Annotated in this window: 18 protein-coding genes and 1 tRNA gene; 14 read left to right on the forward strand and 5 right to left on the reverse strand. The window is 61.9% G+C overall.

Going from position 1 to position 19555, the window contains the following annotated elements:
• Nucleotides 1-289 precede the first annotated feature (289 nt).
• From FE782_RS11875 to FE782_RS11910, 8 genes are all read left to right on the forward strand, one after another.
• Nucleotides 290-2008, forward strand: coding sequence for a polysaccharide deacetylase family protein (locus tag FE782_RS11875; protein WP_138194303.1), 1719 nt, complete (start codon nucleotides 290-292; stop codon nucleotides 2006-2008).
• Complete coding sequence (locus FE782_RS11880) at nucleotides 2001-3245, forward strand: DegT/DnrJ/EryC1/StrS family aminotransferase (RefSeq protein WP_238392444.1); 1245 nt, start codon at nucleotides 2001-2003, stop codon at nucleotides 3243-3245. Before FE782_RS11875 ends, FE782_RS11880 begins: the two co-directional genes overlap by 8 nt.
• 25 nt (nucleotides 3246-3270) lie before the next feature.
• Nucleotides 3271-5061 (forward strand): ligand-binding sensor domain-containing protein, encoded by a 1791-nt coding sequence (locus tag FE782_RS11885; protein ID WP_138194304.1) that lies wholly within the window; start codon nucleotides 3271-3273, stop codon nucleotides 5059-5061.
• Nucleotides 5062-5127: 66 nt separating this feature from the next.
• Nucleotides 5128-6096 carry an ABC transporter permease gene (locus tag FE782_RS11890; RefSeq protein ID WP_138194305.1) on the forward strand — a complete coding sequence of 323 codons (969 nt, stop codon included), beginning with the start codon at nucleotides 5128-5130 and terminating at the stop codon, nucleotides 6094-6096.
• A gap of 46 nt (nucleotides 6097-6142) precedes the next feature.
• Complete coding sequence (locus FE782_RS11895; RefSeq protein ID WP_238392457.1) at nucleotides 6143-7018, forward strand: carbohydrate ABC transporter permease; 876 nt, start codon at nucleotides 6143-6145, stop codon at nucleotides 7016-7018.
• 77 nt (nucleotides 7019-7095) lie between these two features.
• Entirely contained in the window at nucleotides 7096-8715 is a 1620-nt protein-coding gene (locus FE782_RS11900) for an extracellular solute-binding protein (protein ID WP_138194306.1), read from the forward strand.
• Between the two features lie 73 nt (nucleotides 8716-8788).
• On the forward strand, nucleotides 8789-9814 hold the full coding sequence (locus FE782_RS11905; RefSeq protein ID WP_238392445.1) for an alpha/beta hydrolase family protein: 1026 nt from the start codon (nucleotides 8789-8791) through the stop codon (nucleotides 9812-9814).
• A gap of 96 nt (nucleotides 9815-9910) precedes the next feature.
• On the forward strand, nucleotides 9911-11362 hold the full coding sequence (locus FE782_RS11910; protein ID WP_238392446.1) for an extracellular solute-binding protein: 1452 nt from the start codon (nucleotides 9911-9913) through the stop codon (nucleotides 11360-11362).
• Between the two features lie 188 nt (nucleotides 11363-11550).
• Here the strand turns inward: FE782_RS11910 and FE782_RS11915 are convergent, their stop codons facing one another.
• Nucleotides 11551-12540, reverse strand: coding sequence for an aldose 1-epimerase (locus FE782_RS11915; protein WP_138194308.1), 990 nt, complete (start codon nucleotides 12538-12540; stop codon nucleotides 11551-11553).
• 95 nt (nucleotides 12541-12635) lie between these two features.
• On the opposite strand from FE782_RS11915, the gene modA reads away from it, so the two are divergent.
• From modA to FE782_RS11935, 4 genes are all read left to right on the forward strand, one after another.
• On the forward strand, nucleotides 12636-13430 hold the full coding sequence (modA, locus tag FE782_RS11920; RefSeq protein ID WP_138194309.1) for a molybdate ABC transporter substrate-binding protein: 795 nt from the start codon (nucleotides 12636-12638) through the stop codon (nucleotides 13428-13430).
• A complete protein-coding gene (gene modB, locus FE782_RS11925) occupies nucleotides 13427-14104 on the forward strand; it encodes a molybdate ABC transporter permease subunit (protein WP_138194310.1) in 678 nt (225 codons plus the stop codon). Before modA ends, modB begins: the two co-directional genes overlap by 4 nt.
• Nucleotides 14105-14170: 66 nt before the next feature.
• Nucleotides 14171-14256, forward strand: a tRNA-Leu gene (locus tag FE782_RS11930).
• Nucleotides 14257-14645: 389 nt separating this feature from the next.
• A complete protein-coding gene (locus tag FE782_RS11935) occupies nucleotides 14646-14984 on the forward strand; it encodes a magnetosome magnetite crystal formation protein family (RefSeq protein WP_138194311.1) in 339 nt (112 codons plus the stop codon).
• On the opposite strand, the gene FE782_RS32275 is transcribed toward FE782_RS11935, so the two are convergent.
• Both FE782_RS32275 and FE782_RS32595 read right to left on the reverse strand, forming a co-directional pair.
• The gene (locus FE782_RS32275; RefSeq protein WP_158299360.1) at nucleotides 14979-15134 is read right to left on the reverse strand and encodes a hypothetical protein; all 156 of its coding nucleotides are present in this window, start codon (nucleotides 15132-15134) and stop codon (nucleotides 14979-14981) included. The two genes, FE782_RS11935 and FE782_RS32275, sit on opposite strands and share 6 nt — an antisense overlap.
• 10 nt (nucleotides 15135-15144) lie before the next feature.
• On the reverse strand, nucleotides 15145-15318 hold the full coding sequence (locus FE782_RS32595) for a hypothetical protein (RefSeq protein WP_202914519.1): 174 nt from the start codon (nucleotides 15316-15318) through the stop codon (nucleotides 15145-15147).
• A gap of 159 nt (nucleotides 15319-15477) precedes the next feature.
• On the opposite strand from FE782_RS32595, the gene FE782_RS11940 reads away from it, so the two are divergent.
• Nucleotides 15478-17280 carry an adenylate/guanylate cyclase domain-containing protein gene (locus FE782_RS11940; protein WP_138194312.1) on the forward strand — a complete coding sequence of 601 codons (1803 nt, stop codon included), beginning with the start codon at nucleotides 15478-15480 and terminating at the stop codon, nucleotides 17278-17280.
• Between the two features lie 133 nt (nucleotides 17281-17413).
• Nucleotides 17414-18226: a glycosyltransferase family 2 protein gene (locus FE782_RS11945; protein WP_138194313.1), complete on the forward strand. Its 813-nt coding sequence runs from the start codon at nucleotides 17414-17416 to the stop codon at nucleotides 18224-18226.
• Here FE782_RS11945 and FE782_RS11950 read toward each other — a convergent pair.
• Nucleotides 18211-18825, reverse strand: a complete 615-nt coding sequence (locus tag FE782_RS11950) for a DUF1648 domain-containing protein (protein ID WP_138194314.1) — start codon at nucleotides 18823-18825, stop codon at nucleotides 18211-18213. The two genes, FE782_RS11945 and FE782_RS11950, sit on opposite strands and share 16 nt — an antisense overlap.
• Nucleotides 18822-19100 carry an autorepressor SdpR family transcription factor gene (locus FE782_RS11955; RefSeq protein ID WP_138194427.1) on the reverse strand — a complete coding sequence of 93 codons (279 nt, stop codon included), beginning with the start codon at nucleotides 19098-19100 and terminating at the stop codon, nucleotides 18822-18824. The genes FE782_RS11950 and FE782_RS11955 overlap by 4 nt, the downstream gene beginning before the upstream one ends.
• Nucleotides 19101-19555 lie beyond the last annotated feature (455 nt).

Raw genomic sequence — 19555 nt, forward strand, 5'->3', positions numbered from 1 at the left:
TTCCGCCCCGGCGGAGCCGGCGCCGGCCTGCAGTCGGAGAAACTCCGACTATTCCGCTCCGGCGGAGCCGGCACCGGCCTGTAGTCGGAGAAACTCCGACTATTTCGCCCCGGCGGAGCCGGCACCGGCCTGCAGTCGGAACGCCCGGGCTTTTTGTATGTACTTTTCAGTTTTCATCCTGATTTTAGAAACATTCTATTGGCAGAACGGTCGAGGCACGTTACAATAAATACATGTAAAATACATGTACCAATACGCAAATAAAATCATCATAAGGTGTGATCCGATCATGACGGTGGCAACGGCGAAGGTCGCGCTGCTTTTCGAAGAGAAGGCCGCGCAGCTGCGATGGCAGTACGGCTTGAACGTGTTTCAGCTTTATATCCAGGAAGTGTTAGGGCATGCCGGGATTTCCTATACGATGCTTGAAGACGCGGACGACGCGCGGCTGTCGGAGGCGGACGTCGTCGTCGCGGGACTGACGGCGGACACGCAGGAGAGCGCCGAGGCGCTGTGGCGGTACGCGGAGCTAGGCGGCACGGTCGTCGCCTACGGCGGGCTGAACAAGCTGGCCGCGCGGCTGGACTGCGTGCGGTCCCAGGCGACCGGCACGGGGTACGCGGCGTTGGACGGCCGAGCGGAGCCGATCCGGTACCTCCAAGCCGAGGTGTGGACGCCGAAGGAGCCGACGCCGGCCGTTACCGCGAAGGGGACGCTTCGGAACGGAACGCCGGACGGCCCGGCGATCGGCCCGGCGCTGCTCTCCTTCCAAGTCGGGAAGGGAAGCGTGCATCGCTGGGCGGTCGACATTCCGTCCACGATCGTGGCGCTGCAGCAAGGGGCGGCGCCGGTGCTGCAGGACGGCGTTCCGGCGAAGGACGGCACCGGCGCGCTGGACGAATATATCCTGAAGGCGGACGACGTCTGCGAGATGGATTGGGAGCTCGACCGGAGAACGACGGACACCGGAGCCGTCTACTACGCCTTCCCTTACGCGGATTACTGGCGCGAAGCGCTGCTCGGGCATCTGCTCGGCGCGGCGGCGGAGCGCGGGCTCGCGATTCCGTTCCTTGACGTCTGGCCGGACGGCGTGGAGCAGGTAGCGCTCATCTCGCTCGACAGCGACATGAACGAGGACGCGGCGGCGGAGACGACGCTCGACGTGCTGAAGGCGTGCGGCGTGCCGAGCACCTGGTGCATGATCGAGCCGGGCTTCGGCGAAGCGGTCTATAAGCGCGCCGTCCGCGAAGGGCATGAGCTGGCGTTCCATTACAATGCGCTCGAGCAAGAGAAGGGCGTCTGGGGCGCCCAAGAATTCAAGCGTCAGCTCGAATGGGCGCGGCGCGCGACGGGACGGCAAGGCATCGTCAGCAACAAAAACCATTACACCCGCTTCGAAGGCTGGGGCGAGCTGTTCCGCTGGCTCGAAGCGGCCGACATTCAGGCGGATCAGACGCGAGGCCCGAGCAAGAAGGGCAATATCGGCTTTCTGTTCGGCACATGCCATCCGTACTTCCCGATCGCCTGGTCGGACGAAGAAAACCGAATGTACGACGTGCTCGAGGTAGGCTTCCTGACCCAAGATTTGAATCACCCGATGCTGGCCGACGACAGCGTAGCCGTTCCGTTCCTCGATACGGTTCGCGGCGTGAGAGGGTTGGCGCATTTCCTGTTCCACCAGACCCACATCCACCATAAGGAGCCGGTGCGGCAAGCGGTGGCGAAGGTCGTGGCGGAGGCGGAGCGGCGCGGGTTCGCGTTCTGGACGTGCGAGCAAATCAACGAGTGGGAGCGGAGCCGGCGCAGCGTGCGCATCCGCGGAGCCGGCGCGGACGGCGCGATCGAAGCCGAGGCCGGAACGCTCGCGCAGGACGCGGTCGTCTGGGTGCCGCGGACGGCGGCGTTCGGAAGCGGCGAGCCGACGGAGCTGCGGTACGGCGTGCCTTGCGTGAAACGCGTGCTGCGAGCGAAGCGGGAACATAAGGAGGAGGCGGTCGCGAATGGCTAACCGAATCGAGGAGCTGGCTCTCTTCGGAGGCGCCAAGACGAAGACGACGCCGTTCGGCGCGGGGAAGCGCTTCGGCGCGGAAGAGCTCCGCGAGCTGGAGGAGGCGCTGAACCAAAATACCTTATTTTACCACTTTGGCAATAAGGTGAAGACGTTCCTCTCCGACTTCAATTCCATGTATGATGTTACCTACAGCGTGGCGACCTCGTCCGGCACCGCCGCCATTCACGTGGCGCTCGGCGCCGCGGGCGTCACGGTCGGCGACGAGGTCATTACGAGCCCGATCACCGACGCGGGCACCGTCATCGGCATTTTGTATCAGAACGCGATTCCGGCGTTCGCGGATCTCGAGCCGGAGACGTACAACATGAGCCCGGCTTCGATCGAAGCGCGCATCACGAAGCGGACGAAGGCGATCGTCGTCGTCCATCTGGCGGGCAATCCGTGCGACATGGACGCGATCATGGACATCGCCCGGAGGCATAAGCTCGTCGTGATCGAGGATTGCGCGCAAGCGTACCTTACGCGGTATAAGGGCAAGCTCGTCGGTACGATCGGCGACTACGGCTGCTTCAGCACGAACGACTTCAAGCATATTTCGACCGGCGACGGCGGCATCGTTACGATCAATTCGGGAGAGGACATGGATTACATGACCGCTCACGCGTTCGCGGATAAGAACTACTCCCGGTTCGGCGCCGTCGTCCAGCGCGACATTACGGGGCTCGCGCCGAATTACCGGATGACGGAGCTGCAAGGGGCGGTCGGCATCGCGCAGCTGAAGAAGCTCGGCCGGATCTGCGAGCGGCGGACCGTTCTCGGCGACCGCATCACGCAAGGCATCGCCGGCGCGCCGGGCATCCGTCCGCATCGGGTCGAGGCGGGCAACCGCTGCACCTATTGGTTTTATATGCTGCGCTTGGACCTCTCCGCGCTCGACTGCACCCGGGAGCAGTTCTGCCGGGCGCTCGAAGCCGAAGGCGTGCCGAACCGGGCGGGCTACATTCCGTCGGTGCTGTACATGCAGCCGATGTTCCAGAACCGCAGCGCCTACAAGAACAGCGCCTTCCCGTTCGAGCTGTCCGACGTCGCCTACGACGCAGGCTCTTGTCCGGAGGCGGAGGCGATCTTAGAAACCGCGGTGCAAATTCCGGTGAGCGAATTTTACAGCGACGAAGACGCGGAGGCGATCGCCGCCGCGGTCCGAAAGGTGGCGTCCGCATATTCGAAACGATGACGACTTCCTTCGCCACGGCGTGCCGGTGGAGGCGGACGAAACCCGTACCGCCGCCGTCTGCATCCATCCGGAGGGCGAAGCCCGAATCGTCGTCGCCGCGAGAGGGTACGTCGTCATCGTCGACCCTGCGAGCGAGACGAGCAGACAGCTTTATTTTCCGGAAAAGTATAAGGAATACCCGTACGCCTGCATCGCCGGCGCGGAAGGAGCCTTCTACATCGGCGCCGGCCGAATGTTTATGGCGATCGATCCGTTCGAAGGAAAATATACGGACGCTCTGACGCCCGACTGCGGGGAAGAGATCGTAGGCTTCCGATTGGCGGAAGCGTCGGACGGGAGCGTCTATTTGACGACGTATCCCAGGTGCTTGCTGCTGCGGTACGACCCGGCCGAGCGAACGATCGAGACGGTCGCGCGGCTGGACGAGACGCAGAAATACGCGGGCAGCATCGCCTGCGGCCGCGACGGCTGGGTGTACGCCGGCATCGGGACCGAGCGGCGCGACGTCGTCGCGGTGCGCCCGGCGACGGGCGAACGCAGGAGCTTCGTCCCGGCGGAGGAGCGTACCCGCGGCGCGGGGCGCGTCGTTGCTTCGCTCGACGGGCGCGTCTTCGGAAGCTGGAGCGAAGGAGAAGAAGGCGAACCGCTGTGGCATGAGCTGTCGAACGGCGAATTCGCGCGCATCGAAGGCGCGCCGCCGCCGTCCGCCTACGCGGGCGAAGGGTTTCGAACGGTGCACGGCGCGCTGCCCGCTCCCTGGGACGTCGAGAGCGTCGATCTCGCCGAACGCGAGGTCGTCGTCGCCAATCGGGAGAACGGGAAACGAAAGACGATCCGGCTGCATTACCGTTCCGACGGGGCGAACGTATCGCCGTTGACGCTCGGACCGGACGGGCGCGTCTGGGGAACGTCCAATCACCCGCTGCAGCTGTTCGCCTTCGACCCGGACGCCGGGAAGACGACGAACTACGGCGGCCGCGCGATCGAGCTCGGCGGCGGGGGCAACCTGTGCGCGTACGCTTCCGCCGGAACGATCTTGGCGGGGGCCGCGTATGCGGGCGGGCATCTGCACTTGATCGATACGGCGAAGCCGCTGCAGTGGGAGGAGCCGTCCGCTCGCAATCCGAAACTCGTCGCCAGCCATCGGGAGGTGCACCGCCCGCGCTGCGCGCTGGCGCATTCGGACGGGGCGCACATCGTCTATGGCGGCTTCCCGGATTACGGCTTCGTAGGCGGAGGGCTGTGCGTCTACGATCTCCGAACGGGCGAAGACGCGCTGCTGACTCACGATCGGCTCGTGCCGGATCAGAGCACGTTATGCCTTGCGGAAGCGGAGGGCGGACGGCTGTTGATCGGCGGCACGAGCATCGAGACGCCCGGCGGCGCGGAGCCCAAGGCGAAGGAAGCGGCGTTGTACGCGATGGATTGGGCGACAAGAACCGTAGTCGAGCGTTGGACGCCGATTCCGGGGGCCCGAGAGATCTCGTTGCTGAAAGCGTATACTTCACATCGGGTGATAGGTATAACGTCCGACGCGCTGCTGTTTACGTTCGACGTGCGGACCGGGGAGACGCTGCGTACGCTCGACTTGTCCGCATGGGGCAAGGTCGTCCGGGACGGTCTCGCGGCCGCGGACGACGGGTTGTTCGTCGTCGCCGTGTCCGGGGCGGTCTGCGTGATCGAACCGGTCGCATTGGAGCTGTTCAAGGCCCTTCAACCCCCGGTTCCGGTCACGGCCGGCCTAGCCTACCGCGGAGGCAGAGCGTACTTCGCGTCGGGCAGCGAGTTATGTAGCATTCATGTTAGGAAATTGTAAAAATAACGCTTGAATACATGTAAAATACAAGTATATAATGAGAAAAAACACAGAGGGGAGGACGGTATGGAACATCCACCGATGACAACGAACGAGCCGACGCGCTCCTTACCCGCGGCTTCCTCCTTCGCAAGAGTTTGGAAGAGGCTGCTCAAGGAAAAGTACTTATTCCTGCTGTTGCTTCCCGGATTGCTCTATTTTATCGTCTATCGATACGTGCCGATGGTCGGCATCACGATCGCCTTCAAGGATTACAGCCCGTTCCTGGGCTTCGCGGACAGTCCCTGGGTCGGCTTCAAGCACTTCCGCACGCTGCTGGGCAGCTCGGAGGTCGTGCAGGTGCTCTGGAACACGCTGGCGATCTCCTTCCTGCAGATCGTCTTCGCCTTCCCGGCGCCGATCGTGCTGGCGCTCCTGCTTAACGAGGTGCGCAGCCAGACGTATAAGCGCATCGTGCAATCGATCGTCTACCTGCCGCACTTCTTGTCCTGGGTCGTCGTCGTCGGCATCGTCTTCATCTTCTTCCGCAACGACGGCATCGTGAACGACGTGCTCCGCATCTACTTCGGCGCGGAGGAGCCGATCCGCTTCCTGACCGAACCGGGCTGGTTCCGGCCGTTCATCGTCGCGGAGGTCATCTGGAAGGAAGTCGGCTGGGGCACGATCATCTTCCTCGCCGCGCTCTCCGGGGTCGACCCGCATCTGTACGAGGCGGCGACGATCGACGGCGCGAGCCGCTGGAAGCAGATGTGGCACGTGACGCTCCCGGCCATCCGCAGCACGATCGTCATCTTGCTCATCTTGCGGCTCGGGGACGTGCTCGATACCGGCTTCGAACAAATCTGGCTGCAGCTGAACGCCTTCAACATGGGCGTCGGCAACACGCTCGATACGTACGTGTACTACAAAGGCATTCAACAATCCGATTACAGCTTCTCCACGGCGGTCGGGCTGTTCAAGGGCTTGATCGGCCTCATCCTCGTCGTCGGCGCCAACAAGCTCGCGAAGCGATTCGGCGAAGAGGGCGTCTACTAACGAACCGATTCCAACACATTCAACGGAGAGAGGAGGAGCCGCTTTGCTGCAACACCGCACCCCGGGCGAGAAAGCGTTCGACGTCTTCAACGCGATCCTGCTCGCGGCCATCGGGATCGCGATGCTGTTCCCGTTCCTGTATATATTTTCGGTATCCTTCTCGACGTTAACCGACTTTCTGCAGCGGGAAATCATTCTTTGGCCTTCTACTTGGTCTTTCGACGCGTACCAGTACATCCTGGAATCGAAGCCGTTCCTGCGCTCGCTCGGGACGACCGCGTTCATCACCGTCGCGGGCACGTTCGTGAACTTGTTCTTCACCGGCACGATGGCGTACGCCTTGTCCCGGAACATTATGGGGCAGCGATTCTTTCTTTTCTTAGTATTGTTCACGATTCTGTTCAGCGCCGGCATGATCCCGACGTACCTGATCGTGAAGGAAACCGGCCTGCTCAATTCGCTCTGGGCGCTCGTGCTTCCGGTGGCGATCGCGCCGTTCAACTTGATCGTCATCCGCCAGTTTTTCCTGAACATCCCGAACGAGCTGAACGAGGCGGCGACGATCGACGGCGCCAACGATCTTCGCATCTTCGCGACGATCATCCTTCCGCTCTCGAAGCCGGCGCTCGCGGCGTTCAGCCTGTTCTACGCGGTCGGTCATTGGAACGCCTACTTCAACGCCATTCTGTACTTGAACGACCCGGCGAAGTGGACGATCCAGGTCATCCTGCGTCAGATCGTCGTCATCGCGGAGCCGACCGCCGCGCTCGGCACGAGCGACATGCTGCTCGAGAATCCGCCGCCGCCGGAGACGATTCAGATGGCCGCGATCCTGCTGGCGACGGTGCCGATCCTGATCGTGTATCCGTTCCTCCAGAAGCATTTCGCCAAAGGCGTCATGCTCGGCTCGGTCAAAGGGTAACGCAAGCGAAACGACAGGGCATTCCTGCCAACGGCAGTGCAGATAAAAAAACATATTCATGGAGGGGTTACTAAGCAATGAAGAAATCATTAGCCTTATCGTTCGCCGCCATTTTAGCCGTTACGGCGGTAGGTTGCTCCAACGACGGAGCGGAGCCGACGCCCGCGGCCGAGACGCCGGCTCCGGCGGAGAGCGAAGCGCCGAAGACCGAGACGCCCGCGGAGCCGGAGCGCGCGAAGCATACCGTCACGGCGCTCGACTTCCGCTTCGGCGATCCGGCCCCGCTCGACGGCCCCGGCCTCGCCATGATCAACGAACGGTTCAACGTCGATTACAAAATCACGCAGATCGTAAACACCGCTTACGAAGAGAAGGTCAACGTCACGTTCGCTTCCGGCGAAATTCCGGATTTCATGCAGCTCATGAGCGGCGACCTGACGGGCCGGTACAACAAATTCGCCAAGCAAGGCGCGTTCCTGGCGCTTGACGACTACATCGACCAATACCCGACCTTGAAGGCCGTGCCGGACTTCATCTGGGACGCGGTGCGGGTGAACGGGAAAATTTACGCGATTCCGGCGTACGCGCCGAAATTCCAGACGACGACGGCCATCCGCAAGGACTGGCTCGACAAGCTCGGCCTTCCGGTGCCGACGAGCTACGAAGAGCTGAAGCAAGTCGCGATCGCCTTCACGAAGAACGATCCGGACGGCAACGGCAAGGACGACACGTACGGCATCGCGATCGGCAACCCGCTGAACCCGAACTACAACATGGGGCCTTACTGGGATCCTCAAGCGTGGTACCATAAGGACGCTGCCGGCAACTTCGTCCCGGGCTTGATCGGCGAAGGGCGCAAGGAAGTCGTTACGATGTTCGCGGATTTGTATAAGGAAAAGGCGATCACGAGCGACCTCGCGGTGCTCAACTGGGCGGAGACGAACGCCGAGTTCTACTCCGGCAAGGCCGGCATCTTCATCGGCACGCCGCGCGGCATGTCGCAGGAATATATGGACGGCTTGCTCGCGATCCACCCGGACGCGACGTTCGTCGCGGTCGATCCGTTCCCGGCGCCGGACGGCACGCAAGGCTTCACCGCGGGCAAGGGCTTCGGCCATCTGACGGTGCTGTCCGCGAAGCTGGCCAGCGACCCGGATAAGATCGCGCGCATTCTCGAGATGATCGACTTCGGCCGCACGTTCTACCCGGCAAGCGAGCAGAACGGCGCCAACGAGCCGTTCGACTGGTACAAGGGCAAGGAAGGCGTCGCGTACGACGTCGTCGACGGCAAGATCGTGATGAAGGACAATTGGGCGTCCGACGGCTTGTCTCCGTCCACTTACTTCGTCGACAACGTCGAGTGGCCGGCGAAGGACTCGGACATCGTCTACGCGGACACGTACCAGACGCCGCAGCTCGTCGACCTGGTCGCGCAATACGAAGAGATGTATACTCGCATTAACCTGTATGCGAACCCGATCATCGGCCAAGAGTCGGAGACGCAAAATACGAAGGGTACGGAGCTCGACACGTACGTGATGAACGAACAAATCAAGATGGTCATGGGACAGCGTCCGCTCTCCGATTGGGATAAGCTCGTGCAAGAGTATCTCGATCAAGGCGGCGCGCAGATCATCGCCGAATACAACGCCGGCATCGAGAACAAAGACCCGAAGTCGTATTATCAAGCGCCGTAATAAACTGCAACAGGGGAAAAGGGGCCTTCGGGCCCTTTTTCCGCCTTTCATTTTCCGGAGGGGGAGAGGCGATATGCCTTATCGTTTATCCAGTCTCATGAAGGACGGCGTGCCGCCGCTGCTTGAAGGCGTTACGACGCCGGAGGAATGGGCGCGCCGCCGCGAAGAGATCCGTTCCGTCTGGGCGGCGTACGTCGGCGAGCTGCCGGAGCGGCTCGCGGCGCCGCAGTGGGAGCGGCTGTCGGAGGTCGACGAAGGGGCGCATGTCCGCGTGCACCTTCGCTATCGCGTCGGCGACGGGGACGAGGTTCCCGCCTATCTGCTCGTTCCGCGCGGCGGTTCGGATCGACCCCGGCCCGCGGTTCTCGCGCTGCACCCGACCGCGCCCGAAGGGAAGGCCGACGTCGCGACGCGCTCGGGACGGGACAACCGGCGCTACGGCCTGGAGCTGGCGGAGCGGGGCTTCGTCGTGCTGGCGCCGGACACGATCACCGCGGGGGAGCGGGTGTACCCGGGCGCCGAGCCGTTCCGGACCGCGCCGTATTATGAGCGGTTCCCGCGTCGGACGGCCGTCGGCAAGATGCTCTCCGACCATATGCACGCCGTGGATTTGCTCGCTTCGCTCCCGGAAGCGGACGGCTCGCGCATCGGCGCGATCGGCCACTCCTTGGGCGGCTACAACGCCTTTTTCCTGGCGGGCTTCGACGAACGGGTCCGAGCGATCGCGGTCAGCTGCGGCTTCGCCACGTTCGCGGGCGATCCGGAGCGGAACCGATGGGGGCTGCGGGATTGGTTTTCGCATTTGCCGCGTCTAACCGACGATTTGGAGAACGACGAGGTTCCTTTCGAATTTCACGAGATCGCCGGCCTCGCCGCCCCGACGCCTTGGTTCAATTGGAACGGCACGTCGGACCCGATCTTCCCGCATTGGCGGCCGGCCGTAGACGCCATGGAACAGCTCGAGCGGCTGTACCGGCTGCTCGGCGCGGAGGAGGGACGGCTGACGTATCGGTTCGGCAGCGGGGGGCATGATTTTCCGAGGTCGATCCGAGAGGCGGCGTACGACTTCTTGGCTGACCGGCTGTCGGAAGGAAGGTGACCGTCGTGGGAATTTGTGGTACAATACGAACAAATTTAGACTTGTATACATGCGGTCTATTTGCAATGAAATCCGGAACGGGAGCCGATCGACTTGTTGAAACGAACCAATAGCTTTGAAGATCGGTATAACCGATTGCTGCAGGAGCTGCGGAACGAGATTCTTACAGGCGGCCTCCGTCCGGGCGAGTTCATCCTGCCCGAGAATACGCTTAGCGAGAAATACGAAATCAGCCGCGTCTCGGTGCGCAAGGTGCTGGCCGCGCTCGTCGACGAAGGCTTGATCGAGAAGATCGCGGGCAAGGGCAACCGGGTGCGCATTCCCGGGGAGGATATTCGGCGGGAGACGTTGACCGTCGCTTGGTTTTCCACCTCATACGAGATCGATATTATCCGCAAGCTGATCGCCATGTACGAGGAATCGCATCCGTACGTCCGGGTGGAGCTGCTGCTCCTTCCGGAGACGGAATACGTGGACAATATCGTCAATCTGATCGAATACGGCTTCGGACCCGACGTATTCATCCTTTCGGAGCTCCATATTCGGCATTTGATCGAGAAGGATCGTCTGGATCTCTTGATGCCTTACGTGCCCGAGCGGATCGACGTCGAGCGGGACAGCTACCGGAAGGTGTTCGACATGTTCGCCGTCGGCGGCGAGGTCGTCGCGACGCCGTTCGTCTTCTCCCCGGTCGTCATCTGTTACAACGAACGGCTGCTCTCGGACGGGGCCGCGGATCGTCTCGAGTCGATGGACGATTGGTCCGATCTGCTCGCGCTGGCCGAGCGAAGCACCGTGAAGCGGGAAGGCAGCGACATCATCGACCGGTACGGCTTCTGCTTTTCGGCGTCGCCGAACCGTTGGCCGGTGTTCCTGCTGCAGAACGACGGACGCTTCATCGAAGAAGGCGGGACCGCTTCCGTTCTGTCGGAGACGAACAACGTCGAAGCGCTGCAGTTTTGCGCCGACTTGATGTACAAGTACAAGGTGTCGCCGATCTACTCGCACGGAAGCTCGTATTTGGCGGAGAGCTTGTTCAAGAAGGAGCGCGTCGCGATGATTCTGACGACGTACTACTTCATGAACGAATTCCGCGGTCACGATCTTCGCTGGGACGTGCTGCCGTTGCCTTCGCGGAAGAAGCAGGGCACGCTGCTGCTCGGCGGGGGGCTCGCGATCAATCGGCAGACGAACCTGCCGGAGATGGCGAAGCACTTCATCGACTTCTTGACCGATAAGCCGGCGCAGACGATGCTGAAGCAGCAGGGCTGCACGATTCCGATGCTGCGCGAGGTCGCCGAGGACAACCGGCTGCTCGATCCGGACATTCATCCGGAATGCTACAACGTCTTCCTCGAAGCGCTGCCGCATGCGTCGTCGCTCCGCGACTTGTCGCTGCGTCAGTCGGAGGTGGAGCTCGTGCAGAAGGAATTGAATCTGCTGTGGGCGAACATGGAGACGCCGGAGGACGCCTGCCGGCGTATCGAAGCGCTGTTGAACGAGCGCCGCGCCGAAGCCGCCGCCTCTTCCGCCGCCGCGAAAACGTAGTAACGCAGCTCGCCCTCCCTTTGACCTTCGGAGTCATGGGGAGGGCGAGTTTTTTTGGTCGGGGGGAGGACGGCGTCTCTTTTGGCGTATCGTCGAAATTTATCTAAGTTAGAAAATTATCTACGATGCGGAGAAAGAGTTACCGACATCCATTGGGCGGGTTTCCTAATCATTGCGGAATGCCGCCCCTACAGCGCCTTGATCGTCAGCCGCGTCACCGCTTCGGCCGTCGCGCCGGGCTCCAGCGCCTGAAGGCCGGTCAGCGCCGCGGGCGCGTCGACGTTCGGCGCGTTCGGCACCCACGTCAGCGGCTCGGGGCAGAAGAAGCCGCGATCCGGCTTGCCCTTGCCGTTATAGAGCACCCATTGCGTGAACGTCTTGTCGGCTTCGTAGCGAATGGACAGTCCCGCGCCGCGGTCCTCTAGCGTCGCCTCGACCGGCGCGTCCGGGGACGCCTGGAAGCAGTCGTCGAACTCGACGCGATCGAGCGGCAGCCCCTCGGCCAACGCGCCGCGCAGCGGGTTGTCCAGCAGGGCGCCCGTCGGCAGCAGCCGATCGTTCAGCTCCCACGTCTTTTCGGCGCGCAGCCGAAGCGTGCACTTCGATAGATCGCCCTCCGGATTCCCGAGCGGCAGCACGAACGTCGTGTGGTAGCCGAGCCCCCACGGCATCGCCGCCTCGTCGCGGCTCTCGAGCGTAAAGCGCAGCTCGACGCTGTCGGCGGCGAAGCGGAAGCCGTGCCGAACCGTGAACCGATGCGGCAGCGCCTCGAAGACGGCGGGCGTCTCCTCGGAGACGACGGTCGTCTCGACCCAAGCCGTGCCGTCGTCCGACGTCTCCGCCGCGGACAGCTTCCAGGCCGTGCGCATCAGCACGCCGTGAATGTGATAGCCCCTCGCGGGATCGACGGGGAAGCGATACTCCCGCCCGCGGAACGTGAACGCGCCGCCCTCGATGCGGCTCGGCGGGAACAGCACGGGGATGCCGTGCAGCGTCGTGCGCGCATGGTACGCTTCGGCGGAAGCCGGCGAGCGCAGCAGCGCGGTGCCGGTCGGGCGCCAGGTCAGGCCGATCAGGTTGCTCCCCCAGCCGGGGACGACGATGCCCTCGAGCTTCTCCGTCGTTACCTTAACGGCGGGCTCGCCGAAGTACGATATATGTTCGATCGCGGCGGTCATGAAAGATCCGCTCCTTCCTTCGTCTCGCTTGTGAAACAATGGTAGTATATCATGGTAGAATACAGAAATTAAGGGGAGCGGAAGGAGGGAGTCGGATGAGGAACAGCATACTCGCCGCGCTCGCGGCGACGGCGCTGGCCGCAGCGAGCGTCGCGGGCTGCGCGCCGAGCCCGGACGAAGCCGCGCCGCCCGAGCTCACCGTCTCGGCGGCGGCAAGCCTCGCGCTTCCGCTCGACGAGCTTCAGGCGATGTACAAAGACCGGGCGCCGGAGACGACGGTGCTGATCAATTACGGGTCTACCGGCGGATTGCAGAAGCAGATCGAGATGGGCCTGCCGGCGGACCTCTTCTTAGGCGCGGGACGGAAGCCGATGGAGCAGCTGCTCGAGCAAGGGTGGATCGATCCGGAGTCGAACGATACGCTGCTGACGAATCGGCTCGTCGTCGTCGTGCCCGCCGATCGGACGTCCGCGCTCCATGCGCTCGAAGAGCTCGCGGACGACGCCTGGGGGAAGCTCGCGATCGGCGTGCCGGAGACGGTGCCGGCGGGAGGCTACGCCAAGGAAGCGCTCGAGGCCGTCGGCATATGGGACAAGGCGTTCGCGAAAGCTGTGTTCGGCAAGGACGTGCGGCAGGTGCTTACCTCGGTGGAAACCGGCAACGCGGACGCGGGCTTCGTGTACGCGACGGACGCGATGTCCTCCGGCAAGGTGCGCGTCGCCTTCGAGGTGCCGCCGGAGCGGCATTCGCCGATCGTGTACCCGATCGGCGTCGTCGCGACGACCGAATACCCGGAGGAAGCGGAAGCGTTCTATAACTTCTTAAGAAGCGACGAAGCGATGGCCGTCTTCGCGGAATACGGCTTCGGCGCGGCCGCGCGGGCCCCATGAGCGAGCTGACGTGGTTCGAGCCCGTGCGGCTGTCGCTCGCGACGGCCGCCGTCGCGAGCGCGCTCGCCTTCGTCCTCGGCACGCTCGCGGCGTGGCGCATGCAGCTCGCTCGATTTCGCGGCCGAACGCTGCTCGAGGCGCTCTTCCTGCTGCCGCTCGTGCTTCCGCCGACCGTCGTCGGCTTCGTCCTGCTCGTCGTCTTCGGCCGGCGCAGCTGGGCGGGCGCCGCCTACGAGTGGCTCTTCGGCCAGCCGATCGTCTTCTCCGCCGCCGCCGCCGCGCTCGCCTCCGCCGTCGTCGCGTTCCCGCTCGTCTACCAGACGGCGAAAGCGGGCTTCGCCTCCGTGGACCGCGACCTGACCGATGCGGCGCGCTCGATCGGCGCGGGCGAGTGGCAGCTGCTCCAGTACGTCGCCGCGCCGCTCGCCGCGCGCGCCTTGGTCGCGGGCTTCATCCTCGGCTTCGCTCGGGCGCTCGGCGAATTCGGCGCGACGCTCATGTTCGCGGGCGCCATTCCGGGGCGGACGCTGACGCTGCCGACCGCGATTTACCTCGCCGTCGAGAGCGGGGACGACGCCCGGGCATGGGCGTGGTGCGCCGCGATCGCGGCGATCGGCTTCGCGCTGCTGCTCGTCGCGAGGACGTTTGCCCGAGGAGAACCTGCAGGAAAATAATGGCTTGGGCAAAACCGCTTTACTTTTGTCCGCGGGCGTGATATTATCATTCTTGTCTTCAAAAACGCGGTCGTGGTGGAACGGCAGACACGCTGTCTTCAGGCGGCAGTGAGCGCAAGCTCGTGGAGGTTCAAATCCTCTCGACCGCACCATACATATCAATCAAGGGAAGCTTCCTCGAAGCTTCCTTTTTTGCATGGAAAAGACCCGGTTTCCCGGGTCTTCCGACGGCGCCGCTGGTTGATGTCCCATCTTCAAAGAAAGCAAATTCGACAACGCTCTTCGTTATCGATGACGTGTAAAGCCGCTAACTAGCGTCCGACACATCCCTCGCCCTCTATATTGAGTGAGAACCTCCCGAACTGTCTTGTTTCGTTGAATTCCTTACGTCGTCCAACGCCACCACGACCTTTCTCTTGGTCGCCGTCGTAACCTAGTATGCGCAGCGTCCGGAAGGTTTACTCGCGCCGACGATGAAATTGTTGCATCCTTCGCCGGCCCTGAGCGTATAAAGCTGTAATGAACGTCGAGGAGGAGTCCCATGGATACGCGTAAACTATTAGCCGCATTGGCATATTTCAGCATTTTCTTTATGGGCTTTATTTTGCCGGCCGTGCTGTATTTCATCTCGGACGATCGATACGTGAAGGATCACGCGAAGGCGGCGTTCCTCTCCCACTGCATTCCGGTCGTCGCCGTCATCGTCGCGTTCGTCGGCATGATCGCCACCGGCGTCGGCGCCTTCGGGATCGGCGGGAGCGCGGAGGCGGCGGGCATGGGCGCCTTGATCGGCATGTTCCTGTTGTTCGGCGCGGCCGCGCTCGTGTCGCTCGCCGTGGCGATTTGGAACGTGTACAAGGGCATTAAGGTACTTTTATAAGCCCCCGCACGAATGCGGATACGGATGCTCCGCTTGCAGCTTTTTGTTTTCGGCGTCGATGTCCTTGTCGTCCGCCCGCGCCGCGACGAGCTTGGCCGGCGGCTGCGCGAATCGAACGTCGCCGCGCGGGGCATTCTCCTGTTTCGTCATAAGCCGAAATTCACTCTCCTTTCAGATCCGCCCGGCAGGCGGTGGAGTCCGCGCCGGGGGGATCTTTTTCATAAGCGATCAACGTAATTTCTTCCCCGAGCTCCTCGTTCAGCCTCGATTCCAGTCGTTTCAACTCGCGGACCGCGCGATCCGGCAAGCTCGCGAACGCATAGTCGTTTCGCAATGGAAGACACGCTCCTTTCCCCGGTATTTTGCCCTGCTAAAGGAGAGGGAATCCGACCGCCGACTGCGACTTTTTTCCCCCGATGCGCCTGGTTTTGTGATATGATCGTTTACGTCATAAATTGTACATAGGAACAACTTTCTTGGGCGGGGGAAACGGATGAACCGGAAGCTGAAGATTTGGTTGACGGTCGCGAACGCGGCGGTGTTGTTGTTGTCTTTGACGTTTTATGTATTCGGACAATTGGAGGTGCTGAACCGCACGCTCTTCAATTACCACATGACGGAAAACATGACCCACGCGCCGAACGAGCGCATCGTGGTCATCGGCATCGACGACGAGTCGCTCGAAGCGATCGGACGATTCCCCTGGGACCGCCGCGTGTACGCGGATTTGCTCCATGTGCTGAACCAGCCCGGCTACGAGCCGAACTCGATCAGCTTCGATATCAGCTTCGACGAAGCGTCGGATCCGGAAGCGGACGCCGCCTTCGCCGAAGCGCTCGCCATGTACGACAACGTCGTCTTCCCGATTACGGGCATCACGGAAGACGTGCGACGAGAGGTGACGGTCAAGAAGGGCGGCTACCTGGAAGCGTACGACGTGCGCACGCCGTACGAGCCCTTCGCCGAACACGTCAAGACCGCGCATATTAACGCGCTGGTCGACGAGGACGGAGCGATCCGCCGCACGGCGCTCGCGATTCAAGGTCCGGACGGCACCGTCTATCCGTCGCTCGGCCTTAACGCCGTGCAGATGGCCGGGTACGACGTAAATACATATTTGGAAAACGACTACATGGCAGGCGACAGCATGAAGGGCGAGGTGTTCATCGACTTCGACGCCATGAGCGACGAGTTCATCACCGTCCCGTTCCTGTACGTCGTCGCCGGCGAAATCGATCCGGTCATGTTCCAGGACGCGATCGTGCTGATCGGCATCAACGCGGTCGGCTTCGAGTTCGACCACAGCAACACGACCGTCGAGCGGGACATGAGGCTCGTCTACGCCCACGCCAACATCATCAATCAGCTGATCGAAGGCACCGTCACGACGAAGTCCGAATGGTACGTGACGCTGGCGCTCATGGCGGCGCTGCTGGCGCTGACGTGGTGGGCCGCGTGGCGCCTCAAGACGACCTACAGCGTCGTCTTGTTCGCCCTCGCGCTAGGCGGCTTGTTCGGCGCGCAATCCCTGATTTACAAGCAAATCAGCCTGTACGTCGACGTCGTCTATCCGGCGCTCGTGCTCCTGCTGGCGTACATTCTGAACATCGCGGTCAAGTCGTATTTGGAAAATAAACAAAAAAACTTCATCACGAAGCAGTTCGGCCGCTACATCTCGCCGGATCTCGTCAAGGAGATCGCGACGACGAACCACGAAATCAAGCTCGGCGGCATCAACAAGGAGCTGTCGATCCTGTTCCTCGACATTCGCGGCTTTACGACGCTGTCGGAGAAGCTGAAGCCGGAGGAGGTCGTCGACTTCCTGAACGAGATGTTCGACCTGATCACGAACAAGGCGCTCGAAAACAAGGGCACGATCGACAAGTTCATCGGCGACGCCGCGATGCTCATCTACAATGCGCCGCTCGACGTCGAGAACCATCCGTATTATGCGGTGAAGACGGCTTGGGACATTCAACAGGGGATGATCGAGGTGCGCGAGCGCATCCAGGCGCGCCACGGCGTCACCGTCAATTGCGGCATCGGCGTGCATACGGGGGAGGTCGTCGTCGGCAACATCGGCTCTTACCTTCGCGTCGACTACACCTGTATCGGCGACAACGTCAACACGGCGGCGCGGATCGAATCGCAGACGACGGCAGGGCAAATTCTCGTCTCCGAAGCGACGTACGAACTGACGAAGGACCGGTTCGAGTTCAATTACGTCGGGGATCGAATGATGAAAGGGAAGACGGTCGCGGTCAAGCTGTACGAGGTTCTCGGACCTACGGCGTAACGGAAGAGACAGGAGGGACCCGTGTCTTTTGGCTCGGGTTCTTTTTCGTATTTAGAAAAAGTTGGCAACCCTCATCGAATTGTATAGAATGAATCTATATTCCTAAAGAAATATAAAATGGGGGCGTATCCGAATGCCGACCATCAGCGTCATTTCACCGACCTATAATCGACCGCATACCGTCGCGGAGCTGTTGGAAGCGTTATCGCGTCAGACGTTCGCGGACTTCGAGGTGCTGATCGTCAACGACGCGGGGAAGCGGATCGACGACGTCGTCGCGTTGTATCCGTCTCTTCGGATCCAGGTCATCGACTTGCCGGTGAACTCGTATCATGTTTGGGCGAGGAATGCGGCGCTGCCGCACGTGAAGGGGCAGTGGATCATGCCGATCGACGACGACGACTTGATCGTGCCGGATCATATGGAGACGATGCTTCAAGAGGCGCGGGACGCGGATCTCGTGTACGGGGACGTGGAAATTTTCGACTATGCGACGAAAGCGGGGACGCGTCTGCCGACGGCGCGATTCTTGTTCGCCTACGAGCATGACCCGGAGCTGCTTCGCCACTTCAATACATATGTAGCTTCCGGTTCGCTCTACCGGAGAGATCTGCACGATACGCTCGGTCCGTTCGATCCCGAGATGCGGAACTATTGGGATTGGGACTGGATCCTGCGCGTCGTGGAAGCGGGATATCGCGTGAAGAAGGTGCCGCGGGCCGGCACCCTCTACGCGTTCGCCTCCGCGGGCGGGGACAACCAGTCGAGCAAGCAGGACGCGATGCGTCCGTACCTTGATAAGCTGAGCGAGAAGCACGGGCTCGGGTACTTGCCGACGAAAAACTTCTTCCTCATGCTCGAGGAAGAAGCGATTCGTTCGCGGCGCACGGCTTCCAGCATCGTCTGGGACGGCAAGCCGTTCGAGTCGCGTTATCGGTTGAAGTAAGCGGCGCCGCCGATCACCGATACGACGAGCGCCGCGATGACCAGAAACATGAAGTACATGCCGAACATCCCCGGCAGCAAGGCGGAGAGGACGATCAGGAAGCCGGCGGCGACCATGAACCGGCCGTGGAAGCGGGCGTATCTCGCGTAGTTTTCTTCCTTCATGCGGAACGCCTTCAGCGTGCCCTGCGGCGCCCGCGGCAGCACGTTGCCGACGGCGATGAACACGATGCCGACGGCTAACGGCGCGAACGTCGAGGGGCTGATCTCGTAGCCCAGGTTGAACGCGAGCGTCAACAGATGCACGGCGAGCAGAAGCATGGTGATGACGACGTTCACCGTGTCGTTGACGTCGGCGAACCGCTTGCGCTTGCTCTCGTCGCGCTCGAGCTTGCCGCTCAGGTTCGTGACGGCGGCCACGAGGAAGATGATGGCGGGCAGCAGGAATGCGCCCACGAATTTACTGGCATATCGGTCCGGGTCGTCCGACGGGCCGAAGTGGATCGCCATGCTCTCCGGCAGCTCGGCGTAGAAGTACAGACTTGCGGCGACGGCGAGCAGCGCGGCCGCCGCGGGAATTCCCCAACGTTTCATCATCATGATCGATCATCCTTTTCTCCTGCGTTCTGCAGGTCTAGAATCCATTTCATTACGTCTTGGAATACCGTCGTATTCAGCGAATACACGATATGCTGGCCTCTCCGTTCGTCCCGGACGAGCTCCGCCTGCTTCAACAGATTCAAGTGGTTGGAGATGCTCGGCTTGGTCATATCGAAGTGTTCGGCGATCTCGCCCGCGGCGAGGTCGCCTTTCTTCAACAAATCGAGAATCTTGCGGCGGGTCGGGTCGGCCAGCGCTTTGAACGCGTCGTTCAGCGACATTCGGTGTCGGCCCCCTTGGCGTAAGACATTTAGATAATTATCTAACTATTAAATAGTTAATCATGCTTAAGGCACATTGTCAAGGGGGAGTCAGGAAAATGTGCGGAGTCCGTCGGGGATGGCGGCGGGGCAGGCATGTAGAGTGTATCGGCAGCGGCGGTCGGCGGACAAGTAGGGAGGAAGTATGCGGATAGAGAGTAACCTCTACTAAGAAAGCGGGTGCGTTGTACGCAGTAGGGAGGTGGAAGCGAGGCGGTTGGGTGGCGAACGGCGGGCGAGTGCACCACGAGTGTGCTGAATGTGCACCGACCTTGTGCAGAAAATGCTGAGCCATTGTGCAATTCGAGAGGGGAAGCGAGGCGGCGGGCGGCATATCGCGGGCAATGCACCACGAGTGTGCTAAATGTGCACCGACCTTGTGCAGAATGTGCTTACTGATGGTGCAAAAT

The sequence above is a fragment of the Paenibacillus antri genome (assembly GCF_005765165.1).
GTDB classification, from domain to species: Bacteria; Bacillota; Bacilli; order Paenibacillales; family YIM-B00363; genus Paenibacillus_AE; species Paenibacillus_AE antri.

Excerpts from the sequence above, each read along its gene's own strand:
- FE782_RS11875 (WP_138194303.1), top strand. The coding sequence starts at position 290 with ATGACGGTGGCAACGGCGAAGGTCGCGCTGCTTTTCGAAGAGAAGGCC.
- FE782_RS11880 (WP_238392444.1), top strand. The coding sequence starts at position 2,001 with ATGGCTAACCGAATCGAGGAGCTGGCTCTCTTCGGAGGCGCCAAGACG.
- FE782_RS11890 (WP_138194305.1), top strand. The coding sequence starts at position 5,128 with ATGGAACATCCACCGATGACAACGAACGAGCCGACGCGCTCCTTACCC.
- FE782_RS11900 (WP_138194306.1), top strand. The coding sequence starts at position 7,096 with ATGAAGAAATCATTAGCCTTATCGTTCGCCGCCATTTTAGCCGTTACG.
- FE782_RS11905 (WP_238392445.1), top strand. The coding sequence starts at position 8,789 with ATGCCTTATCGTTTATCCAGTCTCATGAAGGACGGCGTGCCGCCGCTG.
- FE782_RS11915 (WP_138194308.1), bottom strand. The coding sequence starts at position 12,540 with ATGACCGCCGCGATCGAACATATATCGTACTTCGGCGAGCCCGCCGTT.
- modA (WP_138194309.1), top strand. The coding sequence starts at position 12,636 with ATGAGGAACAGCATACTCGCCGCGCTCGCGGCGACGGCGCTGGCCGCA.
- modB (WP_138194310.1), top strand. The coding sequence starts at position 13,427 with ATGAGCGAGCTGACGTGGTTCGAGCCCGTGCGGCTGTCGCTCGCGACG.
- FE782_RS11935 (WP_138194311.1), top strand. The coding sequence starts at position 14,646 with ATGGATACGCGTAAACTATTAGCCGCATTGGCATATTTCAGCATTTTC.
- FE782_RS32275 (WP_158299360.1), bottom strand. The coding sequence starts at position 15,134 with ATGACGAAACAGGAGAATGCCCCGCGCGGCGACGTTCGATTCGCGCAG.
- FE782_RS11940 (WP_138194312.1), top strand. The coding sequence starts at position 15,478 with ATGAACCGGAAGCTGAAGATTTGGTTGACGGTCGCGAACGCGGCGGTG.
- FE782_RS11945 (WP_138194313.1), top strand. The coding sequence starts at position 17,414 with ATGCCGACCATCAGCGTCATTTCACCGACCTATAATCGACCGCATACC.
- FE782_RS11950 (WP_138194314.1), bottom strand. The coding sequence starts at position 18,825 with ATGATGATGAAACGTTGGGGAATTCCCGCGGCGGCCGCGCTGCTCGCC.